Raw genomic sequence first — 24,123 nt, 5'->3', positions numbered from 1 at the left:
ACCGTGCCGGAGTCGAAGATCGTGGAGACCCTCATCGAGGAGGCCATGAAGCTCGCCGCGCAGATGGAGGCCGACGGCGCCGCCTCCGGCGAGCCCTCGGTGTCGGTCGCGGGCTGAGCACCGGCACGGGCCCCCACCGCCCTCCCACCGCGTCGCCCGAGGGGGGCGGCGCGGCCCGAGGGCGGCGGGTACAGTGCGGAGACCAGCAGAACCCCAGGGTGAGGCCCCGCACGTGTTGACCCAGACCACCTCACGGGTGCTCGAACCGAGCGACCTGGACGCCGCGCTCGCCGTCCTGCATCGCGAGCCGGTCGCGAACGCCTTCGTCACCTCCCGCGTGCAGGTCGCCGGACTCGACCCGTGGCGCCTCGGCGGCGAGATGTGGGGCTGGTACGAGGACGGCCTGCTCACGTCCCTGTGCTACGCGGGGGCCAACCTCGTCCCGATCTGCGCCACCCCGCGCGCCGTACGCGCCTTCGCCGACCGGGCCCGCCGGGCCGGCCGGCGCTGCTCCTCGATCGTCGGCCCGGTGGAGCCCACCGCGCGGCTGTGGCGGCTGCTCGAACCCAGCTGGGGTCCGGCCCGCGAGGTCCGCGCCCACCAGCCCCTCATGGTCGCCGACCGTATGCCGCCCGACATCGCCCCGGATCCCGACGTCCGACGCATCCGCCGGGACGAGATGGAAACCATCATGCCGGCGTGCGTGGCGATGTTCACCGAGGAGGTCGGCGTCTCCCCGCTCGCCGGGGACGGCGGCGTGCTCTACCAGGCCCGCGTCGCCGAACTCGTCGGCTCCGGCCGCTCCTTCGCCCGCGTCGACGAGCACGGCAAGGTCGTGTTCAAGGCGGAGATCGGCGCCGCGACCCCGCAGGCCTGCCAGATCCAGGGCGTGTGGATGGCACCCGAGTACCGCGGGAAGGGGATCGCGGCCCCCGGCATGGCGGCGGTGCTGCGGTACGCGCTGGCCGACGTGGCGCCGGTGGTGAGCCTGTACGTCAACGACTTCAACACCCCCGCGCGCCGGACCTACCGCAGGGTGGGCTTCGAGGAGGTCGGCGCGTTCATGAGCGTGCTCTTCTAGTGCCGCGGCAGGCAGCGTTCGCCCCGTCGCGACGCCCGGCACGCTCCCGCAAGCTCTCGGCTCCGCTCGAGCAGGGGGTACCCCCACTCGCCGCACCGGCCGGAAGCCCCAGTGCACATCCAGTGCGAGGGCGTCCGGCCGGCACCCCGAGAGCACGCACCGGACACCGCTCCTCGACGGGCAGACGCCGCCTGCCGCGGCACTGGGGGCTTTCGCTGGGGTCAGGGTCGTTCGCCGGCGTCGGGCCGGATAGGGGAGTGGGGTCCGGTGCCGTGCGTCCCAGGGCGGAGGAGGGCGGCAGGGCGGGGCCCTGCGCGGCGACCCGCCTGCCGAGGCCCGGCGCAAACCGGCCGCCGTGCCCCGTCCCCACCGGGCGAACCGGCCGGCGTCCCCCCACGATCCGCCCGTCACCTGGGGGCTTGGGGGCGACCGGTTCCGGTCGCCGGCCGGACGCGCCCGCGCCGGGTCTCATACACGCCCTGTAGTCTCCCCGGCATGCCCCACTTCCCCGGTCACGGACGGCCCCACCCCGACGACATCGTGATCGGCCCTCTCGACCTGCCCGCCCGCGTCGACGAGGCGCTCGCCGTGCAGGCCCTCGCCTTCGGGCTCGGTGCCGAAGAGGTCGCGGTACGCCGGCAGATCGTGCTGCGGCACATGAGCTACCCGAACGCCCGCGCACTCGGCGCCACCACCGCCGACGGGCGTCTCGTCGGGTTCGTCTACGGCATGCCCAACAACCGCACCCACTGGTGGTCCACCGTCGTCGAGCCCTACCTCCGTGCCCGCGGCCACGACGACTGGCTCGACGACTCCTTTGTGATCACCGAGTTGCACGTGCACCCGGACCACCAGGGCCGCGGCATCGGCCGCAGCCTGATCACCGCGATCACCGACGCCGCCGACGAACCCCGCTCGATCCTCTCCGCGATCGACACCGACAGCCCGGCACGCGGCCTCTACCACTCGCTCGGCTACCAGGACCTGGCCCGCCGGGTGCTCTTCCCCAGCGCCGCGATGCCCTACGCCGTCATGGGCGCCCCGCTCCCCCTGCGCCGCCGCTGACGACACGGGGACGCGGACCTCGCACGGCGTGGCAGGCACCCCCGGCGCCGGAAACGCCACGGCCTCCCGGACCCGGGCCGAACGGGCACCCAGGGCAGTGCGGGGGCGCCCTGTGGAGCGTTAACCGATTTCCACCGGGATGGACCGCCCGGCTAACCTCCTAGCCATCACCCCACCGCAGCAGGAGTACGAGACCCATGGCGAACGCACCGGTCCAGCGCATGTCCCAGTTGATGGCCAAGACGTTGCGTGACGACCCGGCGGACGCCGAGGTCCTCAGCCACAAGCTGCTCGTACGCGCCGGCTACGTCCGCCGCACCGCCGCCGGCATCTGGACCTGGCTGCCCCTCGGCAGGAAGGTCCTCGCCAACGTGGAGCGCATCGTCCGCGAGGAGATGGACGCCATCGGCGCCCAGGAGGTGCTGCTGCCCGCCCTGCTGCCGCGCGAGCCCTACGAGACGACCGGTCGCTGGGAGGAGTACGGCGCCGAGCTGTTCCGCCTGCAGGACCGCAGGGGCGGCGACTACCTCCTCGGCCCGACCCACGAGGAGATCTTCACGCTGCTGGTGAAGGACCAGGCGTCCTCGTACAAGGACCTGCCGGTCATCCTCTACCAGATCCAGACCAAGTTCCGGGACGAGGCACGGCCCCGCGCGGGCATCCTGCGCGGCCGCGAGTTCCTGATGAAGGACTCCTACTCCTTCGACCTCTCCGACGAGGGCCTCGCCGAGTCCTACGCCCTGCACCGCCAGGCCTACCAGCGGATCTTCGCCCGCCTCGGCCTGGACTACCGCATCTGCGCCGCCACCGCGGGCGCCATGGGCGGTTCCAAGTCCGAGGAGTTCCTCGCCCCGGCCGACGCCGGCGAGGACACCTTCGCCGACTGCCCGAACTGCGACTTCGCCGCCAACACCGAGGCCATCACCTACGGGCTGACGCCGGTGGACGCCACCGGCGTGCCCGCGCTCGAGGAGATCCCGACCCCGGACACCCCCACCATCGAGACCCTCGCCGCCTCGCTCGGTGTCCCGGCCTCCGCCACCCTGAAGAACCTGCTCGTGAAGGTGGACGGCGAGATCGTCGCCGTCGGCGTCCCCGGCGACCGTGAGGTCGACCTGGACAAGGTCGAGGCGCACTTCGCCCCGGCCGCCGTCGAGCTGGTCACCGCGGAGGACTTCGTAGGCCGGCCCGACCTGGTCCGCGGCTACGTCGGCCCGCAGGGCCTGGAGAAGGTCCGCTACATCGCCGACCCGCGCGTGGCCCCCGGCACCGCGTGGATCACGGGTGCCAACAAGGAGCACACGCACGCGAAGAACGTCGTCGCGGGCCGCGACTTCGAGGTCGGCGAGTACGTCGACGTCGTGGTGGTCCAGGAGGGCGACCCGTGCCCCAAGTGCGGCACCGGCCTGAAGCTGGACCGCGCCATCGAGATCGGGCACATCTTCCAGCTGGGCCGCAAGTACACCGACGCCCTCAAGCTCGACGTGCTGGGCCAGAACGGCAAGCCGGTCCGTGTGACCATGGGCTCCTACGGCATCGGCGTCTCCCGCGCGGTCGCCGCGCTCGCCGAGCAGCTCGCCGACGACAAGGGCCTGATCTGGCCCAAGGAGGTCGCCCCGGCCGACGTGCACGTGGTGGCCGCGGGCAAGGCCCTGCAGACCGAGCTGGCCCTCGACGTGTCGCAGCGGCTGGCCGCCGCCGGCGTCCGCGTCCTGGTCGACGACCGGGCCGGCGTCTCCCCGGGCGTGAAGTTCACCGACTCCGAGCTGATCGGTGTGCCGCAGATCCTGGTGGCCGGCCGGCGCGCGGGGGAGGGCGTGGTCGAGCTGAAGGACCGCAGGACCGGCGAGCGCGAGGAACTGACCGTCGAGGAGGCGATCGCCCGACTGACGGCGGAGTGAGGCGGGAACACCGACGTCGGGAAGGGCCCCCGGACCCTTCCCGGCATCCCCGCCGGGTCCGGGCCTCCGCGGCTCCGTCGTGACGGGGCCGGGCCCCGGCCGGCATCGCGCGGGGGAGACGGCCTGCCCGGCCGCGCCGCGGAAGCCGCACGGCCCCGTCCTCACCGAGCGCCGCCCGCCCCCGGCACGCGCGGTCGTCCGCGCCCCTATCCCGGCCGGGGCGGGGTCTCCGGGGGTCCGTCGCGGCGAGGCCGGGCCCTGACAGGCGTCACCCGGCATCGGTCGCGGCCGTCCGCGTGCCGCGGAAGCCGCGGACCTTCCGTCTTCACCGAGCGCCGCCCGCCCCCCCCGCACGCGCGGCCGGCCGCGCCCACTGGCGACGCGACGACCGACCGCGACGAGCGCCGCGGTCGCGGCATCGGCCTCACAGCCAGGACGCGAACTCCAGCAGCAGTTCCGCGTCGCGCGGACGGCCCACCCGGCGGGCCCGGACACCGGACTCCACGGCCCGGAACAGCGTCCACCCGCGCAGCCGCTCCCGGTCCACCTCCAGCGACTCCGCGAGCCGCTTGACCCGCCGCCGGGTCGTCGAGGCGCCGGACGGCGAGGCGATCAGGTCCTCCACCCGGTCACGGACCAGGCGCGCCAGATCGAAGGCGCCCTCGCCGACCACCGGGTCGGGACCGACGGCCAGCCACGGCACCCGGTCCCCGGAGAGCACCTTGCTCTGCCGGAACGTGCCGTGCAGCAACAGCCGCTCCGGGGGCCCTGCCAGCAACTCCTCCCGCGCCGAGAGCGCCGCCTCGACCAGCGGCGCCGCCTCGGGATCCAGCTCGGCGCCCGCCCGCATCGCCTCGGCCTGCCGTCCGGTCCGCTCCGCCACGGTCTCGAAGGGGTGCTCGGGGGGCGGTTCCACCCACAGCCGCCGCAGCGTGCCCGCGGCCTCCAGCAGCGCCCTGGCCTCCGGCAGCGAGCGGACCGACACGTCCGGGTGCAGCCGCTCCAGCAGCAGCACCCCCTCGGTCCTGAACGGCTCGAGCAACTGCACGGCGCCCCGCCCGCCCCAGTGGGCCAGCGCCGCACGCTCGCTCTCCGGCCGGGCCCGGGGCGGCGCCAGCTTCAGCACGGCCGGCGTCCCGTCGGCCGTCCGGACCAGCACCACCAGGCTGCTGCGCCCGCCGGGCACCTGTACCCGCTCGACGGTCAACTCGCGCGAGGCGACCGCCTCCCGCGCCGTCTCGGGCAGCTTCCCCAGCCAGTCGTCGCCGGCGGGTGCCGTCTCACCGAGCGCCCGCACCAGACGCGGCGGCGGTTCCAAAGCCATGCGCGAGTCGCTCCTTCCGTGCCCTTCCCGGACGCGTCACCTGACGCCGTGGCCCGGTACCCCGTGAACCGCGGGCGTCCACCGTCCGTACTACGCCGGGCGCGGCCCGGGCGCCTCCCGGATCACGCCGCCGGTGTCGCCGGCGGTGCGGCCGTCTCCGCCCGCTCGGGCAGACCAGGGAAGGCTACGCTGCCGCCGCGCCAGCGCACCGCCCGGACAGCCGCCTCCCGCAGCGCCCCGGCGGCCGCGCGGCGCCGCTCGCCGTCCGTGGCCCGCACCACGTCGGAGTAGACCGCCGCCATCCGGTCCTCCAGCTCGGCGGCGAGCCGGACCGCCGCCGCGGAGTCCGGCACCGGGAAGGGCAGCGCGTACGCCGCCGCGGCGGCCACCGGCCTGCCGCCCAGGTCCCGGACCTCCCGCGCGAGGGCGTCCCGCCGCGCCCGGTGCGCGTCGTAGGCCGTGCGGGCCTCCGCGCGCCGGGCGTCCCCGATCCGGCCGCCGACGACACCGTAGCCGTACACGGCCGCGTGCTCGGCCGCGAGCGCCGCCTGCAGGGCCGTGATCCTGGGTGCGCTCGTCTCGCTCACTTGACGCCCTCCGTCAGCAGATACGCGTGCGCCGCCCCGGCCGCCGCCACGGAGGCCAGCAGCCGCGCCAGCTCGCCCGGCACCTGCAGCAGCGCCGTCGTCCGCCGGTCCGCGAGGGCCCGTTCGGCGGCGGCGAGTGCGGCGAGGGCGTCCTTCTCGTTCGGTGGGACGGCGGCGGACGCGGAGACGGACGGCGACGGCCCGCCGGCCGCGGCGACCCGCGCCGGGACACTCGCGCCCTGCGGTCCGGCCGGCACCGCCGGTGCGGTGGGCGTGACCCCGTCACCGCCGAACGCCCGCTCGTGCCGGGCGACCTCGGCGCGCAGCGGCCGCAGCCGCTCCGCCAGCGGCGGATGCGCGGCGATCACGGCGTCGTAACGTTCCCTCAGCCCGCGGCTGTCCCGGGCGGCTCCCGCGCGGACCCGTTCGGCCGCCGACGGACCCGTGCCCGCGCCGCCCGGGTCGCCGGATCCGCCGGCGCAGCCCGCGAGCAGGGCGGCCCCGGCGGCCGTGGCCAGCAGGTTCCTTCTGCGCGGACCCGTGAGGGCGCGCGGGGGTAGGGGGAACGGCACGGCAGACGTCCTCGGGGAGTTCGAACACGGCAACGGTGGGGAGGGGCGGTTCGCCCGTGATCACGGTACCCGTGCACCTGTCCGGTTCCGCTCAGCGGCACCACGTACGCGTCCGCCCCGCCGCAGTGGACGGCAACACCCCTTCGGACCGGATACCCTTTGATCAGACACGCGACGTACCCACAACAGCACACGCGGCCGAGGAGTCACCCGGATGAGCACCACCCAGAGCGAGAGGCTGCGGGAACTGCTGGAACCGCTCGTCGCCTCCCAGGGCCTGGATCTCGAAGAGATCGCCGTGGACTCCGTCGGACGCAAGCGTGTGCTGCGCGTCGTCGTCGACTCCGACACCGGGGCGGACCTGGACCAGATCGCCGATGTGAGCCGTGCGCTCTCGGCGAAGCTCGACGAGAGCGACGTGATGGGCCAGGGCGAGTACACCCTGGAGGTCGGCACCCCGGGCGCGGAACGCCTCCTCACGGAACACCGGCACTACGTGCGTGCCACGGGCCGGCTGGTGAGGTTCCAGCTGGCCGAGGGCGGTGACCTGGTGGCCAGGATCCTGAACGTCGACGACGAGGGCCTCGACCTCGAAGTGCCCGGCGTCAAGGGCCGGAAGGCCACCACCCGCAGACTCGGCTTCCCGGACGTCGTCAAGGCGCGCGTCCAGGTCGAGTTCAGCCGCAAGGACCAGAAGGAAGAGGAGGCGTAGCCGTGGACATCGACATGAGTGCCCTGCGGGGCTTGGTACGGGAGAAGGAGATCTCCTTCGACCTGCTGGTCGAGGCGATCGAGTCGGCCCTCCTCATCGCCTACCACCGCACCGAGGGAAGCCGCCGCCACGCGCGCGTGGAGCTGAACCGGGAGACCGGCCATGTGACCGTGTGGGCGAAGGAGGACCCCGAGGACCTCGAGGAGGGCCAAGAGGCCCGCGAGTTCGACGACACCCCGTCCGGCTTCGGCCGGATCGCCGCGACCACCGCCAAGCAGGTGATCCTGCAGCGGCTGCGCGACGCGGAGGACGACGCCACGCTCGGGGAGTACGCCGGCCGCGAGGGCGACATCGTCACCGGTGTGGTCCAGCAGGGGCGCGACCCGAGGAACGTGCTCGTCGACATCGGCAAGCTGGAGGCCATCCTGCCGGTGCAGGAGCAGGTCCCGGGCGAGAGGTACCCGCACGGCACCCGCCTGCGGTCCTACGTCGTCCGGGTGGCCAAGGGCGTCCGCGGGCCGTCCGTGACCCTGTCGCGCACGCACCCCAACCTGGTGAAGAAGCTCTTCGCCCTGGAGGTGCCGGAGATCGCCGACGGGTCCGTCGAGATCGCGGCGATCGCCCGTGAGGCCGGTCACCGTACGAAGATCGCCGTGCGGTCCACCCGTTCGGGCCTGAACGCCAAGGGAGCCTGCATCGGCCCCATGGGCGGCCGGGTGCGCAACGTGATGGGCGAGCTGAACGGTGAGAAGATCGACATCGTCGACTGGTCGGACGACCCGGCCGAGATGGTGGCGAACGCGCTGTCGCCGGCCCGCGTCTCCAAGGTGGAGGTCGTGGACCTGGCGAGCCGGTCGGCACGGGTGACCGTGCCCGATTACCAGCTGTCACTGGCCATCGGCAAGGAGGGGCAGAACGCCCGCCTCGCGGCCCGGCTCACCGGATGGCGGATCGACATCCGCCCCGACACCGAGCAGGCGTCCGCCTGAGCCCCTCCCCGGGGCGTCACCCGGGAAGGGGAATAGATCTGAGCCGCAGGTCGCTTAGATCACGACAGTTCGGTACGCAGTGTCTGTCGCACCTCTCCCCCGTAGGGGTGAGATCGGTCAGGGGAGGTAGACTAGAAGTGTCTGGTCGGACGCACGCCCGAGTATGCCCTGAACGCACCTGTGTGGGGTGCCGGGAGCGAGCGGCCAAGACCGAACTGCTGCGGACCGTGGTGACCGAGGGCGAATGCGTCCCCGATCCTCGCGGTACGCTGCCCGGCCGGGGTGCCTACGTACACCCCGCCTCGGTCTGTCTCGACCAGGCGGTGCGCCGCCGGGCGTTTCCGCGGGCGCTTCGCGCCCCGGGACCGCTCGACGTAAAGGCGTTGCGCCACTACGTCGAGCAGGCACAAGGTTGCTGAAACGGCAGCCGACGGCCTACTGGGTGATGCCGGCCATGCCGAGCGGAACCGAGCAGGCGACACGGTAAGGAAGACATGCCGCGCGGAGCCCCGTGCGGCCTGGTACCTCGCGAGTCGAAAGCAGGTCGAGATTGCGATGAGCACTCGATGAGTACGCGATGAGTACGCCCATGAACTAGCGACGGTCCGGCCGCAACCCGGACCTCAAAGGAGCGAAGTGGCTAAGGTCCGGGTATACGAACTCGCCAAGGAGTTCGGCGTTGAGAGCAAGGTCGTCATGGCCAAGCTCCAGGAGCTCGGTGAATTCGTCCGATCGGCGTCCTCGACGATCGAGGCGCCCGTAGTACGCAAACTGACTGACGCCTTCCAGCAGGGCAGCGGCAACGGCAGGTCCGCCGGCAAGCCGTCCGCCCCCAGGAAGGCCGCCCCCAGGCCCGCCGCGCCGTCATCGGCGCAGGCGGCCAGCACCCCCGCGCGTCCGGCTGCCCCGAAGTCGCCGGCCGCCCCTGCCGCGGCGCAGCAGCCCGCGGCCCCGTCCGCGCCGAGCCCCGGCCCGCGTCCGGTGCCGGGCCCCAAGCCCGCCCCGCGCCCGGCCCCGGCGGCGCCCGCCACGCCGGAGTTCACCGCTCCGCCGTCGGCTCCGTCCCCGGCCGCGCCGAAGCCCGCCGCCCGTCCCGGCGCAGCCAGGCCCGGCGGCCGTCCCGGTGGTCCGGGTCAGGGCCAGGCCGGTCGTCCCGGTCAGGCTCCCCGTCCCGGCGGCCAGGGCCAGCGCCCCGGCGGCCAGGCTCCGCGTCCGGGCGGTCGCCCGGCCGGTCCGCGCCCGGGCAACAACCCCTTCACCTCCGGTGGCTCCACCGGTATGGCGCGCCCGCAGGCGCCCCGTCCGCAGGGCCAGCGGCCCGGCGGTCCCGGTGCCCCCGGCGCCGGTCCCCGTCCGCAGGCGCCCGGCGCCCAGGGCGGCGGTCCGCGTCCGCAGGCTCCGGGCGGTCCGCGCCCGACCCCGGGCTCGATGCCCCGTCCGCAGGGCGGTCCGCGTCCCGGTCCGGGCGGTCCGCGTCCGAACCCCGGCATGATGCCGCAGCGTCCCGCTGCCGGCCCGCGTCCCGGCCCCGGCGGCCGCGGTCCGGGCGGTGCGGGTCGTCCCGGCGGCGCCGGTCGTCCCGGCGGTGGCGGCGGCTTCGCCGGTCGTCCCGGCGGCGGTGGCGGTGCCGGTCGCCCGGGTGGTGGCGGCGGCTTCGCCGGTCGTCCCGGCGGCGGTGGCGGCTTCGGTGGCGGCGGTGGCCGTCCCGGCTTCGGCGGTCGTCCGGGCGGTCCCGGTGGCCGTGGCGGCACGCAGGGTGCCTTCGGCCGTCCGGGTGGTCCCGCGCGCCGCGGCCGCAAGTCGAAGCGGCAGCGCCGTCAGGAGTACGAGGCCATGCAGGCCCCGTCGGTCGGCGGCGTGATGCTGCCTCGCGGCAACGGCGAGGCCATTCGCCTGTCGCGCGGTGCGTCGCTCACCGACTTCGCGGAGAAGATCAACGCCAACCCGGCGTCGCTCGTCGCGGTCATGATGAACCTGGGCGAGATGGTCACGGCCACGCAGTCCGTCTCCGACGAGACGCTGCAGCTCCTGGCCGACGAGATGAACTACACGATTCAGATCGTCAGCCCGGAGGAGGAGGACCGTGAGCTCCTGGAGTCCTTCGACATCGAGTTCGGTGAGGACGAGGGGTCCGAGGAGGACCTGGTCGTCCGTCCGCCGGTCGTGACCGTCATGGGTCACGTCGACCACGGCAAGACCCGCCTGCTCGACGCCATCCGCAAGACGAACGTCATCGCGGGCGAGGCCGGTGGTATCACCCAGCACATCGGTGCCTACCAGGTCGCGACCGAGGTCAACGACGAAGAGCGGAAGATCACCTTCATCGACACCCCGGGTCACGAGGCGTTCACCGCCATGCGTGCCCGTGGTGCGAAGTCGACCGACATCGCGATCCTGGTCGTCGCGGCCAACGACGGCGTCATGCCGCAGACGGTCGAGGCGCTCAACCACGCGAAGGCGGCCGACGTCCCGATCGTGGTCGCGGTCAACAAGATCGACGTCGAGGGCGCCGACCCGACCAAGGTGCGCGGTCAGCTGACCGAGTACGGCCTGGTGGCCGAGGAGTACGGCGGCGACACCATGTTCGTCGACATCTCCGCCAAGCAGGGTCTGCACATCGACAGCCTCCTCGAGGCCGTCATCCTCACGGCCGACGCCTCGCTCGACCTGCGGGCCAACCCGCACCAGGACGCGCAGGGCATCTCGATCGAGTCCCGTCTCGACCGCGGCCGTGGCGCCGTGGCGACGGTGCTCGTCCAGCGAGGCACGCTGCGGGTCGGCGACACGATGGTGGTCGGCGACGCGTACGGCCGGGTCCGGGCGATGCTCGACGACAACGGCAACAACGTGTCCGAGGCCGGCCCGTCGACGCCGGTCCAGGTCCTGGGCCTGACCAACGTCCCGGGTGCGGGCGACAACTTCCTCGTGGTGGAGGAAGACCGTACGGCCCGCCAGATCGCGGAGAAGCGTGCCGCCCGTGAGCGCAACGCGGCCTTCGCCAAGCGCACGCGCCGCGTGTCGCTGGAGGACCTGGACAGGGTGCTCAAGGCCGGCGAGGTCCAGCAGCTCAACCTCATCATCAAGGGTGACGCTTCTGGTTCCGTCGAGGCCCTCGAGTCCTCGCTGCTCCAGCTGGACGTCGGCGAGGAGGTCGACATCCGCGTCCTGCACCGCGGCGTCGGTGCGGTCACGGAGTCGGACATCGACCTGGCGATGGGCTCGGACGCCATCGTGATCGGCTTCAACGTGCGCGCCGCCGGGCGTGCCGCGCAGATGGCCGAGCGCGAGGGTGTGGACGTCCGGTACTACTCGGTCATCTACCAGGCGATCGAGGAGATCGAGGCGGCCCTCAAGGGCATGCTCAAGCCGGAGTACGAGGAGGTCGAGCTCGGCACGGCGGAGATCCGCGAGGTCTTCCGTTCGTCCAAGCTGGGCAACATCGCGGGTGTGCTCATCCGCTCCGGCGAGGTCCGGCGCAACACCAAGGCGCGCCTCATCCGCGACGGCAAGGTCATCGCGGAGAACCTCAACATCGAGGGTCTGCGTCGCTTCAAGGACGACGTCACCGAGATCCGCGAAGGCTACGAGGGTGGTATCAACCTCGGAAACTTCAACGACATCAAGGTCGACGACGTCATCGCGACGTACGAGATGCGCGAGAAGCCGCGGGCGTAACAGCCACGGTTGGCCGCCGGCCGACGGGAACGCGTTTCCCGTCGGCCGGCGCGCCGTTCCCGGGGGCAGTCGACCCGGGCAGAACGGTCCTGGGGCTGCCGCCCCGGACCCGACGGGCCCGTTCCCGGTGGAACGGGCTCCGTCGCGCAGTGCCGGGCCGCGGTGCCGTACGGCGCTCGGGCGGATCCCGGGGCGGATGCGCGACTTGAGTCCCGCCGCTGACCTGCAACGACGGGAAACCCCGTCGAGTCACCGGCAGGGTTCGGGGTACCGTTCTTGGTGTCCCTGCCCACACCGACGGCAGGACCATCGAACCCGTACCGGCGGGTGAACCGGATACACACATGTTCGTGGGGACTCTGTCCTTCGACCTCCTCCTCGGCGACGTCCACTCGCTGAAGGAGAAGCGCTCCGTCGTCCGCCCGATCGTCGCCGAGCTCCAGCGGAAATACTCCGTGAGCGCGGCGGAGGTGGACCACGCCGACCTCCACCGAAGGGCCGTCATCGGCCTGGCCGTGGTCTCCGGTGACGCGGGGCACCTGACCGACGTACTCGACCGGTGCGAGCGGCTGGTCGCCGGCCGCCCCGAGGTGGAACTGCTGTCCGTCAGGCGGCGCTTCCACGGCGAAGACGACTGACGACCTTTGGCGAAGCACGCAGAAGAAGAAAGAACGGGAGACGGACCAGTGGCCGACAACGCGCGGGCGAAAAGGCTGGCGGACCTCATCCGGGAGGTGGTGGCCCAGAAGCTGCAGCGTGGGATCAAGGACCCGCGGCTCGGCTCGCACGTCACCATCACGGACACCCGGGTCACGGGTGACCTGCGGGAGGCGACCGTCTTCTACACGGTCTACGGGGACGACGAGGAACGGCAGGCAGCGGCCGCCGGCCTGGAGAGCGCCAAGGGCATCCTGCGTTCCGAGGTCGGCCGCGCCGCGGGCGTGAAGTTCACCCCGACCCTCACCTTCGTCGCTGACGCCCTCCCGGACACCGCCCGGACCATCGAGGACCTCCTCGACAAGGCGCGCGCCTCCGACGCTGCGGTACGCGAGGCGGCGACGGGCAAGAACTACGCCGGTGAGGCGGACCCGTACCGGAAGCCCGACTCCGACGACGAGACGGACGACACCGCCGAATGACCGACAAACCCACCCCGCCCGACGGCCTCGTCATCGTCGACAAGCCGTCGGGCTTCACTTCACACGACGTGGTCGCCAAGATGCGGGGGATCGCCCGGACCCGCCGTGTCGGCCACGCCGGCACGCTCGACCCGATGGCGACCGGCGTCCTCGTCCTCGGCGTGGAGAAGGCCACCAAGCTCCTCGGGCACCTCGCACTGACCGAGAAGGAGTACGTCGGCACCGTCCGGCTCGGGCAGAACACGCTCACGGACGACGCCGAGGGCGAGATCATCTCCTCCACCGACGCCTCCAAGGTGACCCGCGAGGCCGTCGACGCGGGCATCGCCAAGCTGACCGGCGACATCATGCAGGTGCCGTCCAAGGTCAGCGCCATCAAGATCGACGGCGTGCGGTCGTACAAGCGGGCCCGCGAGGGCGAGGAGTTCGAGATCCCGGCCCGGCCGGTCACCGTGTCCTCCTTCACCGTCCACGACGTGCGGGACGCCGTCGCCGAGGACGGCACGGCCGTGCTCGACCTGGTGGTGTCGGTGGTGTGCTCCTCCGGCACCTACATCCGCGCCCTCGCCCGCGACCTGGGCGCCGACCTCGGCGTCGGCGGTCACCTCACCGCCCTGCGCCGCACCCGGGTGGGCCCCTACCGGCTGGACGCGGCCAGGACGCTGGACCAGCTCCAGCAGGAGCTGACCGTGATGCCGCTCGCCGACGCTGCCGCGGCCGCGTTCCCCGGCTGGCACGTGGACGCGCGGCGCGCGCGGCTGCTCACCAACGGCGTGCGGCTGGAGATGCCCGAGGAGTACGCGGGCGCCGGGGCAGTCGCCGTCCTCGGCCCGGAGGGACGTCTGCTCGCGCTCGTGGAGGAGCATCGGGGCAAGGCCAAGAGCCTGGCCGTCTTCGGCTGAGGCGCCTTGCCGGGCGGAGGCTCGCTTCCCTCCGCCCGTGGAGCGGCGATCACGGGTGCCCACGGTCGCCGCTCCACGGTCCCCCCTCGGTTCCCCCACCCCTAGGCTTATCCAGCCGCCCCCGCGTATTCACCCGACTGGGCAGGCGCTCGGAGTGAACGGAGGGAGCGCAAGGGGGCGCGTTCGCCGTGTGAGGTACCCCTGACGGCACGGCGGTCCCCCACCGCCCGCTGCGACGGCCGGCCTGCGCGTGCGCCCGGTCACAGCCCCCATGCCGATGCGGGCCGGGACAGTGCGGCATGGCACCCTTAGACCTGCGGAAGAGGCAACACCGACACGGGTTTCGACGAGGAGCGGTCACAGTGCAGCGCTGGCGTGGCTTGGAGGACATCCCCCAGGACTGGGGGCGCAGCGTCGTCACCATCGGGTCCTATGACGGCGTCCACCGCGGTCACCAGCTGATCATCCGGCACGCCGTGGACCGCGCCCGCGCACTCGATGTCCCCGTCGTCGTCGTCACCTTCGACCCGCACCCCAGCGAGGTGGTCCGTCCCGGCAGCCACCCCCCGCTGCTCGCTCCGCACCACCGCCGTGCCGACCTCATGGCCGACCTCGGTGTCGACGCGGTCCTCGTCCTGCCCTTCACGACCGAGTTCTCCAAGCTGTCCCCGGCCGACTTCGTGGTCAAGGTCCTGGTCGACAAGCTGCACGCCAAGGCGGTCGTCGAGGGCCCCAACTTCCGCTTCGGCCACCGGGCCGCGGGCAACGTGGACTTCCTCGTCGAGCAGGGCAGGATCTACGACTTCGAGGTCGAGGCCGTCGACCTGTACCTGACCGGCGAGGCCGGCGGCGGCGAGCCGTTCTCCTCCACCCTCACCCGGCGCCTGGTCTCGGAGGGGGACGTCGAGGGCGCCCGAGAGATCCTGGGCCGCCCGCACCGGGTGGAGGGCATCGTGGTCCGCGGCGCCCAGCGCGGCCGCGAGCTGGGCTTCCCCACGGCGAACGTCGAGACGCTGCCGCACACGGCGATCCCCGCCGACGGGGTGTACGCGGGTTACCTGCACGCCCAGGGCGAGGTCATGCCGGCCGCCGTCTCCGTCGGTACGAACCCGCAGTTCGACGGTACCGAGCGCACGGTCGAGGCGTACGCCATCGACCGTGTCGGCCTCGACCTGTACGGTCTGCACGTCGCCGTCGACTTCCTGTCCTTCGTGCGCGGCCAGGCGAGGTTCGACTCGCTGGACGCCCTCCTGGAGACCATGGCCGAGGACGTCCGGAAGTGCCGGGAGATCATCGCGGCGGACGAGAAGGCCGCGTAGGCCGGACCTGCTTGGCCGATCACGGGTGCTGCCTCCGAGCGCTCGCACTCCGTCGTGCACGGTGCCGATGACGCTGTCTCTCACGCCCACCGCCTCGTGAGGACCTCAGCACGAGCGCTTCCTTCCGGACGGCGCTGTCCTCCTTCCGCCGGTGGTCACCGCATGTGATTGCCGTACCGGATGGCGGAAGTCACACTGGTCCGGTCAATCACCTCGGCGGCGGTGAGGCGACGGCGATCTGTTGATCGGCGGACATCGTGAAGCAGGGCGGTGCCGCGCCGAGTGATGCGGCGGCGGTGAGAATCCTCGACGCCGACGGCCGGCCGGAGAGAGCCGGTTCTCTCACCGGCTACTTCTGGGCCCGCTCACTGCGCCCGGGACGGATCCGGTGGGCGCCCACGACGCCCGTACACGACCTCAGTACGGCGACCGCCCGGACATCCTGGCCGTGCCGCCCGCCCCGCCCCGAACCGCTGCTGCGGTGCCCGCCTCACGCCCCGGCGTCGGTGGTGCGCTCACGCTCCGGCGTCGGCGGTCGAGGTGGGCGTTCCCCCGCTCCCGCTCGTCCCGCCGCGGCCACTCGCCGCACCGGCGGGCGCCCCGGCCTCGGCGCGCGCCCAGTGGCACGCCACCTCAGCCGCGCCGTCCCCGCCCAGGATCGCCGGATCCACACCGCGGCACGCGTCCGCGACGCCCGCCCGCTCGGCCTCGCCGCTCGCCAGGATCTGGCAGCGCGCGTGGAAGCGGCACCCCGAGGGGATGCGGGAGGGGTCCGGAGGCTCGCCGGTGAGCACGACCGGAGCGCCCGGCGCCTCGGGGAGCACGGACAGCAGGGCCCGCGTGTACGGGTGCCGGGGCGCCGTCAGGACCTGCTCCACCGCGCCCGTCTCCACGATCCGGCCGAGGTACATCACCGCCACCCGGTCGGCGATGTTCCAGGCCAGGCCCAGATCGTGCGTCACGACCAGGGCGGACAGGCCGAGTTCGGTGCGCAGCCGCAGCAGCAGGGCGAGGATCTCACCGCGCACCGAGGCGTCCAGGGAGGCCACCGGCTCGTCCGCGACGACGAGTTCGGGCTCCAGGACCAGCGCGCCCGCGATCACGATCCGCTGGCGCTGGCCGCCGGACAGCTCGTGCGGGTACCGCAGGAAGAACCGCTCGGGCGGCCGCAGCCCGGCCCGGGAGAGGGCCTCGGCGACCGCCGCCCGCTCGTCGCCGCCGTAGCCGTGGATGCGCAGGCCCTCGGCCACGGCGTCGTACACCGTGTGCCGCGGGTTGAGGGAGCCGCTCGGGTCCTGCAGCACCAGCTGCACCCGCCTGCGGTACGCCTTCAGCGCACGGGAGGAGTAGTCGAGCGGCGCCCCGTCGAAGGTGACGCGGCCCGCGGTCGGGCGGACCAGACCGAGCAGGGAGCGGGCCAGGGTCGTCTTGCCGCAGCCCGACTCGCCGACCAGCGCCACGATCTCACCGCGCCGGACGGTGAGGTCCACGCCGTCCACGGCCCGGGCCGGCGGCGCGCCGTGCCGGCCGGGGAAGGTGACGTGCAGGCCCTCGACGCCGATCAGCGGCGCACTGGGGACAGGAGTGGTCATGGGGCGCTGCTCCTCACTTCTTCCTCGTCCTCGTCCCCCCGCACCGCCGCCGTCGCCCCGGCCTCGGCACCGGGGTCCACGCGCACACAGGCGGCGCGGCGCGCCGCTCCCGCGTCCCGCAGCTCCTGGTCCTCGGTGGCGCACAGGTCCAGCGCGACCGGGCAGCGCGGGTGGAACGTGCAGCCCGGCGGCAGCGCGGCCGGGTCCGGCGGGTCGCCCGGCAGCCCGCGGGGCGCGAACCGCGACGCGGGGTCGCCGATCCGCGGGAAGGCCGCCGACAGGGCCCGCCCGTAGGGGTGCCGGGCGTCCTCGTGGACCTGCCGGGCCGGGCCCTCCTCGACCACCCGTCCCGCGTACATCACCGCCAGCCGGTCGCAGGTGTCGGCGAGGACGGCGAGGTCGTGACTGATCATGATCAGGCCGAGGTCCTGCTGGCTCACCAGCCGTTCGATCAGCCGCAGGATCTGGGCCTGGATCATCACGTCCAGGGCGGTCGTCGGCTCGTCGGCGACGATCAGACGGGGGTCGCAGGCCAGCGCCATGGCGATCATGACGCGCTGCCGCTGACCGCCCGACAGCTCGTGCGGATACGCCTGCGCCCGTGCCGCGGGCAGGCCCACGTGCTCCAGCAGCTCGCCGGCCTTCGCCCGCGCCTCGGCCGGGGTGGCCCTGCGGTGCAGCAGGACCGGCTCGGCGATCTGGTCGCCCACCCGGTGCACGGGGTTGAGGGAGTGCATCGCCCCCTGGAAGACGATCGAGGCGCCGGCCCAGCGCACGGCGCGCACCCGGCCCCACTTCATGGCCAGCACGTCCTCGCCGTCCAGCAGGATCTCCCCGGTGATCCGGGCCCCGGCCGGCAGCAGCCGCAGCAGGGCCAGCGCCAGCGTGGACTTGCCGCAGCCGGACTCCCCGGCGATGCCGAGCTTCTCACCGGCGGCGAGGCGGAGGTCGACGCCGCGCACCGCGGCCGCCCCGCCCGGATAGGTCACCGTCAGGTTCCTGACGTCGAGCAGGGTCAACGGGACACCCCCAGCCTGGGGTTGAGGACGGACTCCACCGCGCGCCCGCACAGTGTGAACGCCAGCGCGACGACGGCGATGGCGATGCCCGGCGGCACCAGGTACCACCAGTCGCCCGAGCTGACCGCGCCCGCCTCCCGGGCGTCCTGGAGCAGCCCGCCCCAGGAGACGACCGTCGGGTCCCCGAGACCGAGGAACGCGAGCGTCGCCTCGGCGAGGATCGCGGAGGAGATGATCAGGGTCGTCTGCGCGAGCACCAGCGGCATGACGTTGGGCAGCACGTGCCGCGACATGATGTGCCAGTGGCCGCCGCCGAGCGCCTTGGCGCGCTCGATGTACGGCCGTGACTCCACGGCCAGCGTCTGCGCCCGCACCAGACGGGCGGTGGTCGGCCAGGTCGTCACGCCGATCGCCAGCACGATGGTGCCGAGCGAGCGGGACATCACCGTGGCCAGCGCGATGGCGAGCACGAGGGTCGGCATGACCAGGAACCAGTCGGTGACGCGCATCATCACGGTGGCGTACCAGCCGCGGAAGTGCCCGGCGGTGATGCCGATGAGCGCGCCGATCGCCACCGACAGCACGGCCGCCAGCAGCCCCACGAGGAGCGAGACCCGCGAGCCCCAGACGACCAGGCCCAGCAGGTCGCGCCCGAACTGGTCGGTGCCCAGCGGGAACCGTCCGCTAGGGCTCTCCAGCGGCCCGCCGGGCGCGTGGGTCACGCTCTGGACGTCCGCCCCGACGGTCAGCGGAGCGGTGAGCGCGACCAGCGCGCACAGCACCAGCGCGGCCAGCCCGAACAGGCCCGCCCGGTGCGTGCGGTACTGCCGCCAGAAGCGGACCACGGAGGCACGGCGGCGTTGCCACGTCAGGGCGCGCGGCCCGGCGGCGGGCGCGGCGGTGTCGGCGGTCATCGTCCCACCCTCGGATCGAGCAGCGGATAGAGCAGGTCGGCAAGGGTGTTCATCACGATCACCGCAGACGCGAAGACGAAGAACAGGCCCTGCACCAGCGGCAGGTCGGGCACGCTCAGCGCCTGGTAGAACAGGCCGCCCAGACCCGGCCAGGAGAACACCGTCTCCACGAGGATGACGCCGGCGACGGTCCGGCCGAGGTTGACGAAGATCAGCGTCACGGTCGGCAGCAGCGCGTTCGGCACCGCGTGCCGGCGCCGGACGAGGTCGTCCCTGAGGCCCTTGGCCCGCGCGGTCGTCAGGTAGTCGCTGCCCATCTCGTCCAGCAGCGCGGAGCGCGTGACGAGCAGCGTCTGCCCGTACTCCACGGCGACCAGTGTCACCACCGGCAGGATCAGATGGTGGAGCACGTCGGCGACGTGGGCCAGGCCCTCCTCGCCGCCCGACTCCATCCCGCCGGTCGGGAACAGCCCGGGCACCGGGCCCACACCGACCGACAGCACGATGATCAGCAGCAGGCCCAGCCAGAACGACGGGATCGAGTACAGCGTCAGTGCCAGCGCGGTGTTGAGCCGGTCGCCGAGCCCGCCGTGCCGCCAGGCCGACCGTGTGCCGAGCACGATGCCCAGCACGGTGTAGAGCACGAACGCGGTGCCGGTGAGCAGCAGCGTGTTCGGCAACGCCTCGATGATCTTGTCGACGACCGGGGCCCGGAACTGGTACGACGTCCCGAGGTCCCCGGTCAGCGCCTTGCCGCAGTACTGCGTGAACTGCCGCCACAGGGGCAGGTCGAGCCCGAACTCCCGCCGGTAGGCGGCGATCTGCGCGGTCGAGATCGGGCGCCCGCCGGTCATGAACTTCACCGGGTCGCCCGGGATCAACCGGAAGAGGAAGAAACTGGTGACGAGGACGGCGAGCAGCGAGACGGCCGCGCCGGCCAGCTTGCCCGCCACGTAGCGCAGGTACGCGGCGGCCGTGCCGGCCCGGGGTCCGCGGTCCGTCGCCGGCCGGATCGCCGCCGGGCCGGCGACGGCGCCCGCGGCCGGCGCGGGTGTCGCTTCAGCGGTCATGTGCACTCACTCGGTCTGTGGCCGGCCGGGCGGTCGGCTGCCTATTCACGGTCGTCGGCCGTGGCCCGCCGGCGCATCGCCAGGAACGTCCCGAGGCCGGCGAGGACGACGACGCCCGCGACGATTCCGATGATGACGCCCGTCGACGTGGACCCGTCCGAGGAATCACCGGACTTCGCCGGAACGGCGGACCACCAGCTCCAGTAGCCGTCCTGGCCGTAGATGTTGCCCGCCTTCGACGGCATGGTGGTGATCGACTCGATCTGGTCCGTGCGGTAGGCCTCGACCGCGTTCGGATAGGCCATGACGTTCATGTATCCCAGGTCGTACAGCCGCGACTCCATCTGCTTGACCAGGTCCGCCCGCTTGGCCGGGTCGTACTCGGCCAGCTGTCGGGCGTACAGCTCGTCGTACTTCCGGTCGCAGATGAAGTTGTCGGTGGCGCCGGTGTCCTTCGGGGTCGCCGGGCGTGCGGCACAGGTGTGGATGGAGAGCACGAAGTCCGGGTCCGGGTTGACGGACCAGCCGTCGAAGGCCAGGTCGTACTTGCCGGCCAGCCAGGGATCGGTCACGTTGTCCAGGCAGTTGACCGTCACCCCGATGCCGAGCTTGCCCCACCACTCCTGCAGGTACTTGCCGACCGCCTTGTCGTTGGGGTCGGTGGCGTGGCAGAGCACGCGGTAGTTCAGCGGCTTGCCGTCCTTGCCCACCCGCTTGCCGGCGGCGTTCGCCTTGTAGCCCGCCTCGTCCAGGAGCCGGGCCGCCTTCGCCGGGTCGTAGGAGAGGTCCTGGCCGGCCGACGGCTTCCAGAAGTACGTGGCGTAGCGCGGCGGGATGTACCCCTGGCCCTCGGCAGCGTGCCCCTGGAACACCTTGTCGATGATGGTCCGGCGGTCGACGGCCAGGAACAGGGCGTTGCGCACCCGCTGGTCCAGCAGGGACGGGTCGCCGTCGCCGAACTTCTCACCGTTCCTCGCCTGCGCGCCGGGATTGGTCGCGAGGGCGTAGAAGCGGCGGCCCGGCGCGTCGTTGACGCGGATGTTCTTCACGCCCTTGAGGGAGGCCGCCTGGGCGGGTGTCAGGGACGGCGAGCCGGCGACGAAGGAGACCTCGCCCTTGCGCAGGGCGGCCACCGCGGCGTCCTGGTCCTTGTAGTAGCGGAAGACCAGCTCGTCGAACTTCGGCGCCCCGCGCCAGAAGGTCTTGTTGGCCTTCAGCCGTACATAGCTGTCGGGCTTGTAGTCGGTGAGCACGAACGGCCCGTCGCCGACGATCGGGAAGGACTTGTCGTTGTTGAACTTGGAGAAGTCCCCGACCTTCTCCCAGACGTGCTTGGGCACGATCGGCACGTCCAGCGCCGTCATCGTGGCCTGCGGCTTCTTCAGCTTGATGACCAGCCGGGTGGCGCTGGGCGCGGTCACCTCGGCGAAGTTGCCGACGAAGCTGCCGTTGGCCGTGGCGGCGCCCTCGTCCGTCATCATCTTGTTGAACGTCCACGCCGCGTCCTCGGCAGTGACCGGCTCGCCGTCCGACCACTTGGAGCCGGTGCGGATCGTGTAGCTCCACGTCAGCTTGTCCGGCGACGGCGACCACTTGGTGGCCAGACCCGGGACGACATGGGCGTCCTTGGGGTCGTAGTCGGTCAGGTACTCGTACATGAGCCGGTTGATGCTCGTGCTGAGGAGCCGGACCGCGAGGAACGGGCTGAGCGAGTCGACACTCTGTGCGACGGCGACGGTGAGGACGTTCTTGCCGTCGCCGTCCCCTCCGTCCGCCCTCGTGGCCTGCGCGTCCCCGGCTTCCGCGGCGTGCGCCTGCTGCGCGGCGGGTGCGAACGGGGTGGCGAGGCCGGCGGTGAGGACCAGGGCGGCCGCGCCCGCGGCGGCGAGGAGCCGCGTTCGCCCAAGGCGTGGACCGGTACGTCCTCTGCCGTGCTGATCGTGTGTGTTCATGGCTCATGACCTCGCGTCCTCGCAGGCACGGGACGCTGCGGGTCCCCTGCGCGACGGGCTGGAACGGGCTTGATCGGGTGACGCCGGCGGAATGAAGTGAGTGTCTATCAGCGGCATTCTGCGCGCGTCAACGGTTCGTCAAACCCGGTGTGGCCTGCGGAAATAACGAATTGACCCCCTCCGCGCTCCCATTGGTGGAGACCACTGACGCCCCCCTGGTCAGGGGGTGGCGGCGGGATACCGCAGGTCCGCCGCGTGAATGCGCGAGGGCCCGCGCCGGGTCGTACGGCGCGGGCCCTCGAGGCGGGCGCGGCCCTGGAAGGGCCGCCGCGGTCACTGCTCGGGAGGAGCCGGAGGGGGCGGGGTCTGGCCCTGCGGCGGCTGGGACTGCAGCTGCCCCGGTCCCTGCGGGGGCTGCGGCTGCCCGGGCTGTTGCGGAGCCGGCTGACCCGGCTGTCCTGGCTGGCCCGGGTGCCCCGGATACGGCTGCGGGGCGGACGGTGCACCCGGCGCCGGAGCCTGGCCCGGGAACGGCTGGCCCGGAGCCGGCTGACCGGCGTACTGACCGCCGCCCTGCGCCGGCAGGCCCGGCTGCTGGGGGTAGGGCCGCCCGGGCTGCTGCGGATACGGCTGCTGCGCGGGCACGAACTGGCCGGGGACCGGCTGAGCGGGCTGTCCGGGCATCGGCTGCCCGGGCACGTGCTGGTTGGGTACGTGGTGCCCGGGCAGGGCCTGGCCCGGCATCGGCTGCCCGGGCGGTGCCGGGAACGGCTGCCCGGGCTCAGCGGGGTACGGGCCGCCCTGCGACGCCGGCCGGCCCGGGTACTGCGGATACGGCTGGCCCGGCACGGGCTGTCCGGGCACCGGCTGACCGGGCATCGGGGCTCCCGGCAGCGGCTGGCCCGGCATGGGCGGGGCCGCCACCGGCGGCGGGTTGCCGTCCGAGGTCCACAGCCCGTGCGACTGCTGGTGGCGGACGAAGTCCTCGGCCACCATCGCCGCGAGGTTGAAGTACGCCTCGCGCACCTTCGGCCGCATCATGTCGAGGTCCACCTCGGCACCGGCCGCCAGGTGCTCGTCGAACGGCACCACGACGACACCGCGGCAGCGCGTCTCGAAGTGCGCCACGATGTCCTCGACCTTGATCATCTTGCCGGTCTCGCGCACCCCCGAGATGACGGTGAGGGAGCGCGCGACGAGGTCGGCGTACCCGTGCGCCGACAGCCAGTCCAGCGTCGTACTGGCGCTGCTCGCACCGTCCACGGACGGCGTCGAGATGATGATCAGCTGGTCGGCGAGGTCGAGCACGCCCCGCATGGCGCTGTACAGCAGGCCGGTGCCCGAGTCCGTGAGGATGACCGGATACTGCTTGCCCAGTACGTCGATCGCCCGCCGGTAGTCCTCGTCGTTGAAGGTGGTGGAAACCGCCGGGTCGACGTCGTTGGCGATGATCTCCAGACCGGAGGGCGCCTGGGACGTGAACCGCCGGATGTCCATGTACGAGTTGAGGTACGGGATCGCCTGGACCAGGTCGCGGATGGTGGCCCCGGTCTCGCGGCGGACACGGCGGCCGAGGGTGCCGGCGTCGGGGTTGGCGTCGATCGCGAGGATCTTGTCCTGCCGCTCGGTGGCGAGCGTGGCGCCGAGCGCGGTGGTCGTGGTGGTCTTGCCGACACCGCCCTTGAGGCTGATCACGGCGATGCGGTAGCAGGACAGCACCGGAGTGCGGATCAGCTCCAGCTTCCGCTGCCGCTCGGCCTCCTCCTTCTTGGCGCCGAACTTGAACCTGGACGCGGCGGCGGCCGGCCGGCCACTGCGGGCCTTCTGCCTCTTGTTGTTGAGCAGCCGGTCGGAGGACAGCTCCACGGCCGCCGTGTAACCGAGCGGCGCGGCACCGGGGTTGGTGGGCTGCCGCTGGTCGTGCTGTATCGGCTGCGGCCAGGCGTTACCGGCCCGGGGGTCGACGGGCGGCTGAACGGCGCCGGGCTGGGCCTGCGGAAGCTCCGGCCCGGGCTGCTGCCCCGGCCGGCCGGGCTGCGCGGGCTGACCCGGCTGACCGCCTTGGGCGGGCTGCTGCGGGAAGCCGTAAGCGCCGGGCTGGGCGGCCGGGTCGGGCGTGCCGGGGGCGTGTGCGGTACCCGGGTTCTGCGGGAAGCCGTAGCCGCCGGGCTGCGCGGCCGGGTCGGGCGTGCCGGGGGCGTGTGCGGTACCCGGGTTCTGCGGGAAGCCGTAGCCGCCGGGCTGCGCGGCCGGGTCGACCACACCGATGTCGACAGCCTCTACGTCTCCGAGGCCTACGTCGACGAGGGC

20 protein-coding genes and 1 pseudogene are annotated in these 24,123 nt (G+C 73.0%); 12 read left to right on the top strand and 9 right to left on the bottom strand.

Annotated features, from left to right (window positions below; translation table 11 throughout):
• The 4 genes and pseudogenes from ACWDNY_RS27200 to ACWDNY_RS27185 form a co-directional block, all read left to right on the top strand.
• Nucleotides 1-117, top strand: a pseudogene (locus tag ACWDNY_RS27200) (flavodoxin-dependent (E)-4-hydroxy-3-methylbut-2-enyl-diphosphate synthase); the annotation flags it as partial.
• Between the two features lie 115 nt (nt 118-232).
• On the top strand, nt 233-1,081 hold the full coding sequence (locus ACWDNY_RS27195; protein ID WP_451648435.1) for a GNAT family N-acetyltransferase: 849 nt from the start codon (nt 233-235) through the stop codon (nt 1,079-1,081).
• Nucleotides 1,082-1,576: 495 nt separating this feature from the next.
• Entirely contained in the window at nt 1,577-2,146 is a 570-nt protein-coding gene (locus ACWDNY_RS27190; protein ID WP_451648434.1) for a GNAT family N-acetyltransferase, read from the top strand.
• A 197-nt stretch (nt 2,147-2,343) separates the two neighbouring features.
• Nucleotides 2,344-4,047, top strand: a complete 1,704-nt coding sequence (locus tag ACWDNY_RS27185) for a proline--tRNA ligase (protein ID WP_451648433.1) — start codon at nt 2,344-2,346, stop codon at nt 4,045-4,047.
• 424 nt (nt 4,048-4,471) lie between these two features.
• Here the strand turns inward: ACWDNY_RS27185 and ACWDNY_RS27180 are convergent, their stop codons facing one another.
• From ACWDNY_RS27180 to ACWDNY_RS27170, 3 genes are all read right to left on the bottom strand, one after another.
• On the bottom strand, nt 4,472-5,371 hold the full coding sequence (locus ACWDNY_RS27180; protein ID WP_451648432.1) for an aminoglycoside phosphotransferase family protein: 900 nt from the start codon (nt 5,369-5,371) through the stop codon (nt 4,472-4,474).
• A gap of 122 nt (nt 5,372-5,493) precedes the next feature.
• Nucleotides 5,494-5,958 carry a ferritin-like domain-containing protein gene (locus ACWDNY_RS27175; RefSeq protein ID WP_451648431.1) on the bottom strand — a complete coding sequence of 155 codons (465 nt, stop codon included), beginning with the start codon at nt 5,956-5,958 and terminating at the stop codon, nt 5,494-5,496.
• Nucleotides 5,955-6,530 (bottom strand): hypothetical protein, encoded by a 576-nt coding sequence (locus ACWDNY_RS27170; protein WP_451648430.1) that lies wholly within the window; start codon nt 6,528-6,530, stop codon nt 5,955-5,957. The genes ACWDNY_RS27175 and ACWDNY_RS27170 overlap by 4 nt, the downstream gene beginning before the upstream one ends.
• Before the next feature lie 214 nt (nt 6,531-6,744).
• On the opposite strand from ACWDNY_RS27170, the gene rimP reads away from it, so the two are divergent.
• The 8 genes from rimP (at nt 6,745) to ACWDNY_RS27130 (ending at nt 15,266) form a co-directional block, all read left to right on the top strand.
• Nucleotides 6,745-7,242, top strand: coding sequence for a ribosome maturation factor RimP (rimP, locus tag ACWDNY_RS27165; RefSeq protein ID WP_451648429.1), 498 nt, complete (start codon nt 6,745-6,747; stop codon nt 7,240-7,242).
• A 2-nt stretch (nt 7,243-7,244) separates the two neighbouring features.
• Nucleotides 7,245-8,231 (top strand): transcription termination factor NusA, encoded by a 987-nt coding sequence (gene nusA, locus ACWDNY_RS27160; RefSeq protein WP_451648428.1) that lies wholly within the window; start codon nt 7,245-7,247, stop codon nt 8,229-8,231.
• Between the two features lie 137 nt (nt 8,232-8,368).
• Nucleotides 8,369-8,650 carry a YlxR family protein gene (locus tag ACWDNY_RS27155; RefSeq protein ID WP_451648427.1) on the top strand — a complete coding sequence of 94 codons (282 nt, stop codon included), beginning with the start codon at nt 8,369-8,371 and terminating at the stop codon, nt 8,648-8,650.
• Nucleotides 8,651-8,867: 217 nt separating this feature from the next.
• Nucleotides 8,868-11,906 carry a translation initiation factor IF-2 gene (infB, locus tag ACWDNY_RS27150; protein WP_451648425.1) on the top strand — a complete coding sequence of 1,013 codons (3,039 nt, stop codon included), beginning with the start codon at nt 8,868-8,870 and terminating at the stop codon, nt 11,904-11,906.
• A 344-nt stretch (nt 11,907-12,250) separates the two neighbouring features.
• Nucleotides 12,251-12,544 (top strand): DUF503 domain-containing protein, encoded by a 294-nt coding sequence (locus tag ACWDNY_RS27145; protein ID WP_451648424.1) that lies wholly within the window; start codon nt 12,251-12,253, stop codon nt 12,542-12,544.
• A gap of 48 nt (nt 12,545-12,592) precedes the next feature.
• The gene (gene rbfA / locus ACWDNY_RS27140) at nt 12,593-13,045 is read left to right on the top strand and encodes a 30S ribosome-binding factor RbfA (RefSeq protein ID WP_451648423.1); all 453 of its coding nucleotides are present in this window, start codon (nt 12,593-12,595) and stop codon (nt 13,043-13,045) included.
• A complete protein-coding gene (gene truB, locus ACWDNY_RS27135; protein ID WP_451648422.1) occupies nt 13,042-13,947 on the top strand; it encodes a tRNA pseudouridine(55) synthase TruB in 906 nt (301 codons plus the stop codon). Before rbfA ends, truB begins: the two co-directional genes overlap by 4 nt.
• A gap of 362 nt (nt 13,948-14,309) precedes the next feature.
• A complete protein-coding gene (locus ACWDNY_RS27130) occupies nt 14,310-15,266 on the top strand; it encodes a bifunctional riboflavin kinase/FAD synthetase (protein WP_451648421.1) in 957 nt (318 codons plus the stop codon).
• A 515-nt stretch (nt 15,267-15,781) separates the two neighbouring features.
• Here ACWDNY_RS27130 and ACWDNY_RS27125 read toward each other — a convergent pair.
• From ACWDNY_RS27125 to ACWDNY_RS27100, 6 genes are all read right to left on the bottom strand, one after another.
• Complete coding sequence (locus tag ACWDNY_RS27125) at nt 15,782-16,858, bottom strand: oligopeptide/dipeptide ABC transporter ATP-binding protein (RefSeq protein ID WP_451648420.1); 1,077 nt, start codon at nt 16,856-16,858, stop codon at nt 15,782-15,784.
• Nucleotides 16,855-17,877, bottom strand: a complete 1,023-nt coding sequence (locus ACWDNY_RS27120; RefSeq protein ID WP_451648419.1) for an ABC transporter ATP-binding protein — start codon at nt 17,875-17,877, stop codon at nt 16,855-16,857. The genes ACWDNY_RS27125 and ACWDNY_RS27120 overlap by 4 nt, the downstream gene beginning before the upstream one ends.
• Complete coding sequence (locus ACWDNY_RS27115) at nt 17,874-18,791, bottom strand: ABC transporter permease (protein WP_451648418.1); 918 nt, start codon at nt 18,789-18,791, stop codon at nt 17,874-17,876. The genes ACWDNY_RS27120 and ACWDNY_RS27115 overlap by 4 nt, the downstream gene beginning before the upstream one ends.
• A complete protein-coding gene (locus tag ACWDNY_RS27110) occupies nt 18,788-19,861 on the bottom strand; it encodes an ABC transporter permease (RefSeq protein WP_451648417.1) in 1,074 nt (357 codons plus the stop codon). Before ACWDNY_RS27110 ends, ACWDNY_RS27115 begins: the two co-directional genes overlap by 4 nt.
• Before the next feature lie 41 nt (nt 19,862-19,902).
• Nucleotides 19,903-21,813, bottom strand: a complete 1,911-nt coding sequence (locus ACWDNY_RS27105; RefSeq protein ID WP_451648416.1) for an ABC transporter substrate-binding protein — start codon at nt 21,811-21,813, stop codon at nt 19,903-19,905.
• A 333-nt stretch (nt 21,814-22,146) separates the two neighbouring features.
• Nucleotides 22,147-24,123, bottom strand: a 1,977-nt coding sequence (locus tag ACWDNY_RS27100) for an AAA family ATPase (protein WP_451648415.1), incomplete at its 5' end; no start/stop codon positions are given.

The sequence above is a fragment of the Streptomyces sp. NPDC003697 genome (assembly GCF_053587115.1).
The sequence above is the reverse complement of the archived record's forward strand: the minus strand, read 5'-3'. Positions and strand labels throughout refer to the sequence as shown.

Excerpts from the sequence above, each read along its gene's own strand:
- ACWDNY_RS27190 (WP_451648434.1), top strand. The coding sequence starts at position 1,577 with ATGCCCCACTTCCCCGGTCACGGACGGCCCCACCCCGACGACATCGTG.
- ACWDNY_RS27185 (WP_451648433.1), top strand. The coding sequence starts at position 2,344 with ATGGCGAACGCACCGGTCCAGCGCATGTCCCAGTTGATGGCCAAGACG.
- ACWDNY_RS27180 (WP_451648432.1), bottom strand. The coding sequence starts at position 5,371 with ATGGCTTTGGAACCGCCGCCGCGTCTGGTGCGGGCGCTCGGTGAGACG.
- rimP (WP_451648429.1), top strand. The coding sequence starts at position 6,745 with ATGAGCACCACCCAGAGCGAGAGGCTGCGGGAACTGCTGGAACCGCTC.
- ACWDNY_RS27145 (WP_451648424.1), top strand. The coding sequence starts at position 12,251 with ATGTTCGTGGGGACTCTGTCCTTCGACCTCCTCCTCGGCGACGTCCAC.
- truB (WP_451648422.1), top strand. The coding sequence starts at position 13,042 with ATGACCGACAAACCCACCCCGCCCGACGGCCTCGTCATCGTCGACAAG.
- ACWDNY_RS27125 (WP_451648420.1), bottom strand. The coding sequence starts at position 16,858 with ATGACCACTCCTGTCCCCAGTGCGCCGCTGATCGGCGTCGAGGGCCTG.
- ACWDNY_RS27115 (WP_451648418.1), bottom strand. The coding sequence starts at position 18,791 with ATGACCGCCGACACCGCCGCGCCCGCCGCCGGGCCGCGCGCCCTGACG.
- ACWDNY_RS27110 (WP_451648417.1), bottom strand. The coding sequence starts at position 19,861 with ATGACCGCTGAAGCGACACCCGCGCCGGCCGCGGGCGCCGTCGCCGGC.
- ACWDNY_RS27105 (WP_451648416.1), bottom strand. The coding sequence starts at position 21,813 with ATGAACACACACGATCAGCACGGCAGAGGACGTACCGGTCCACGCCTT.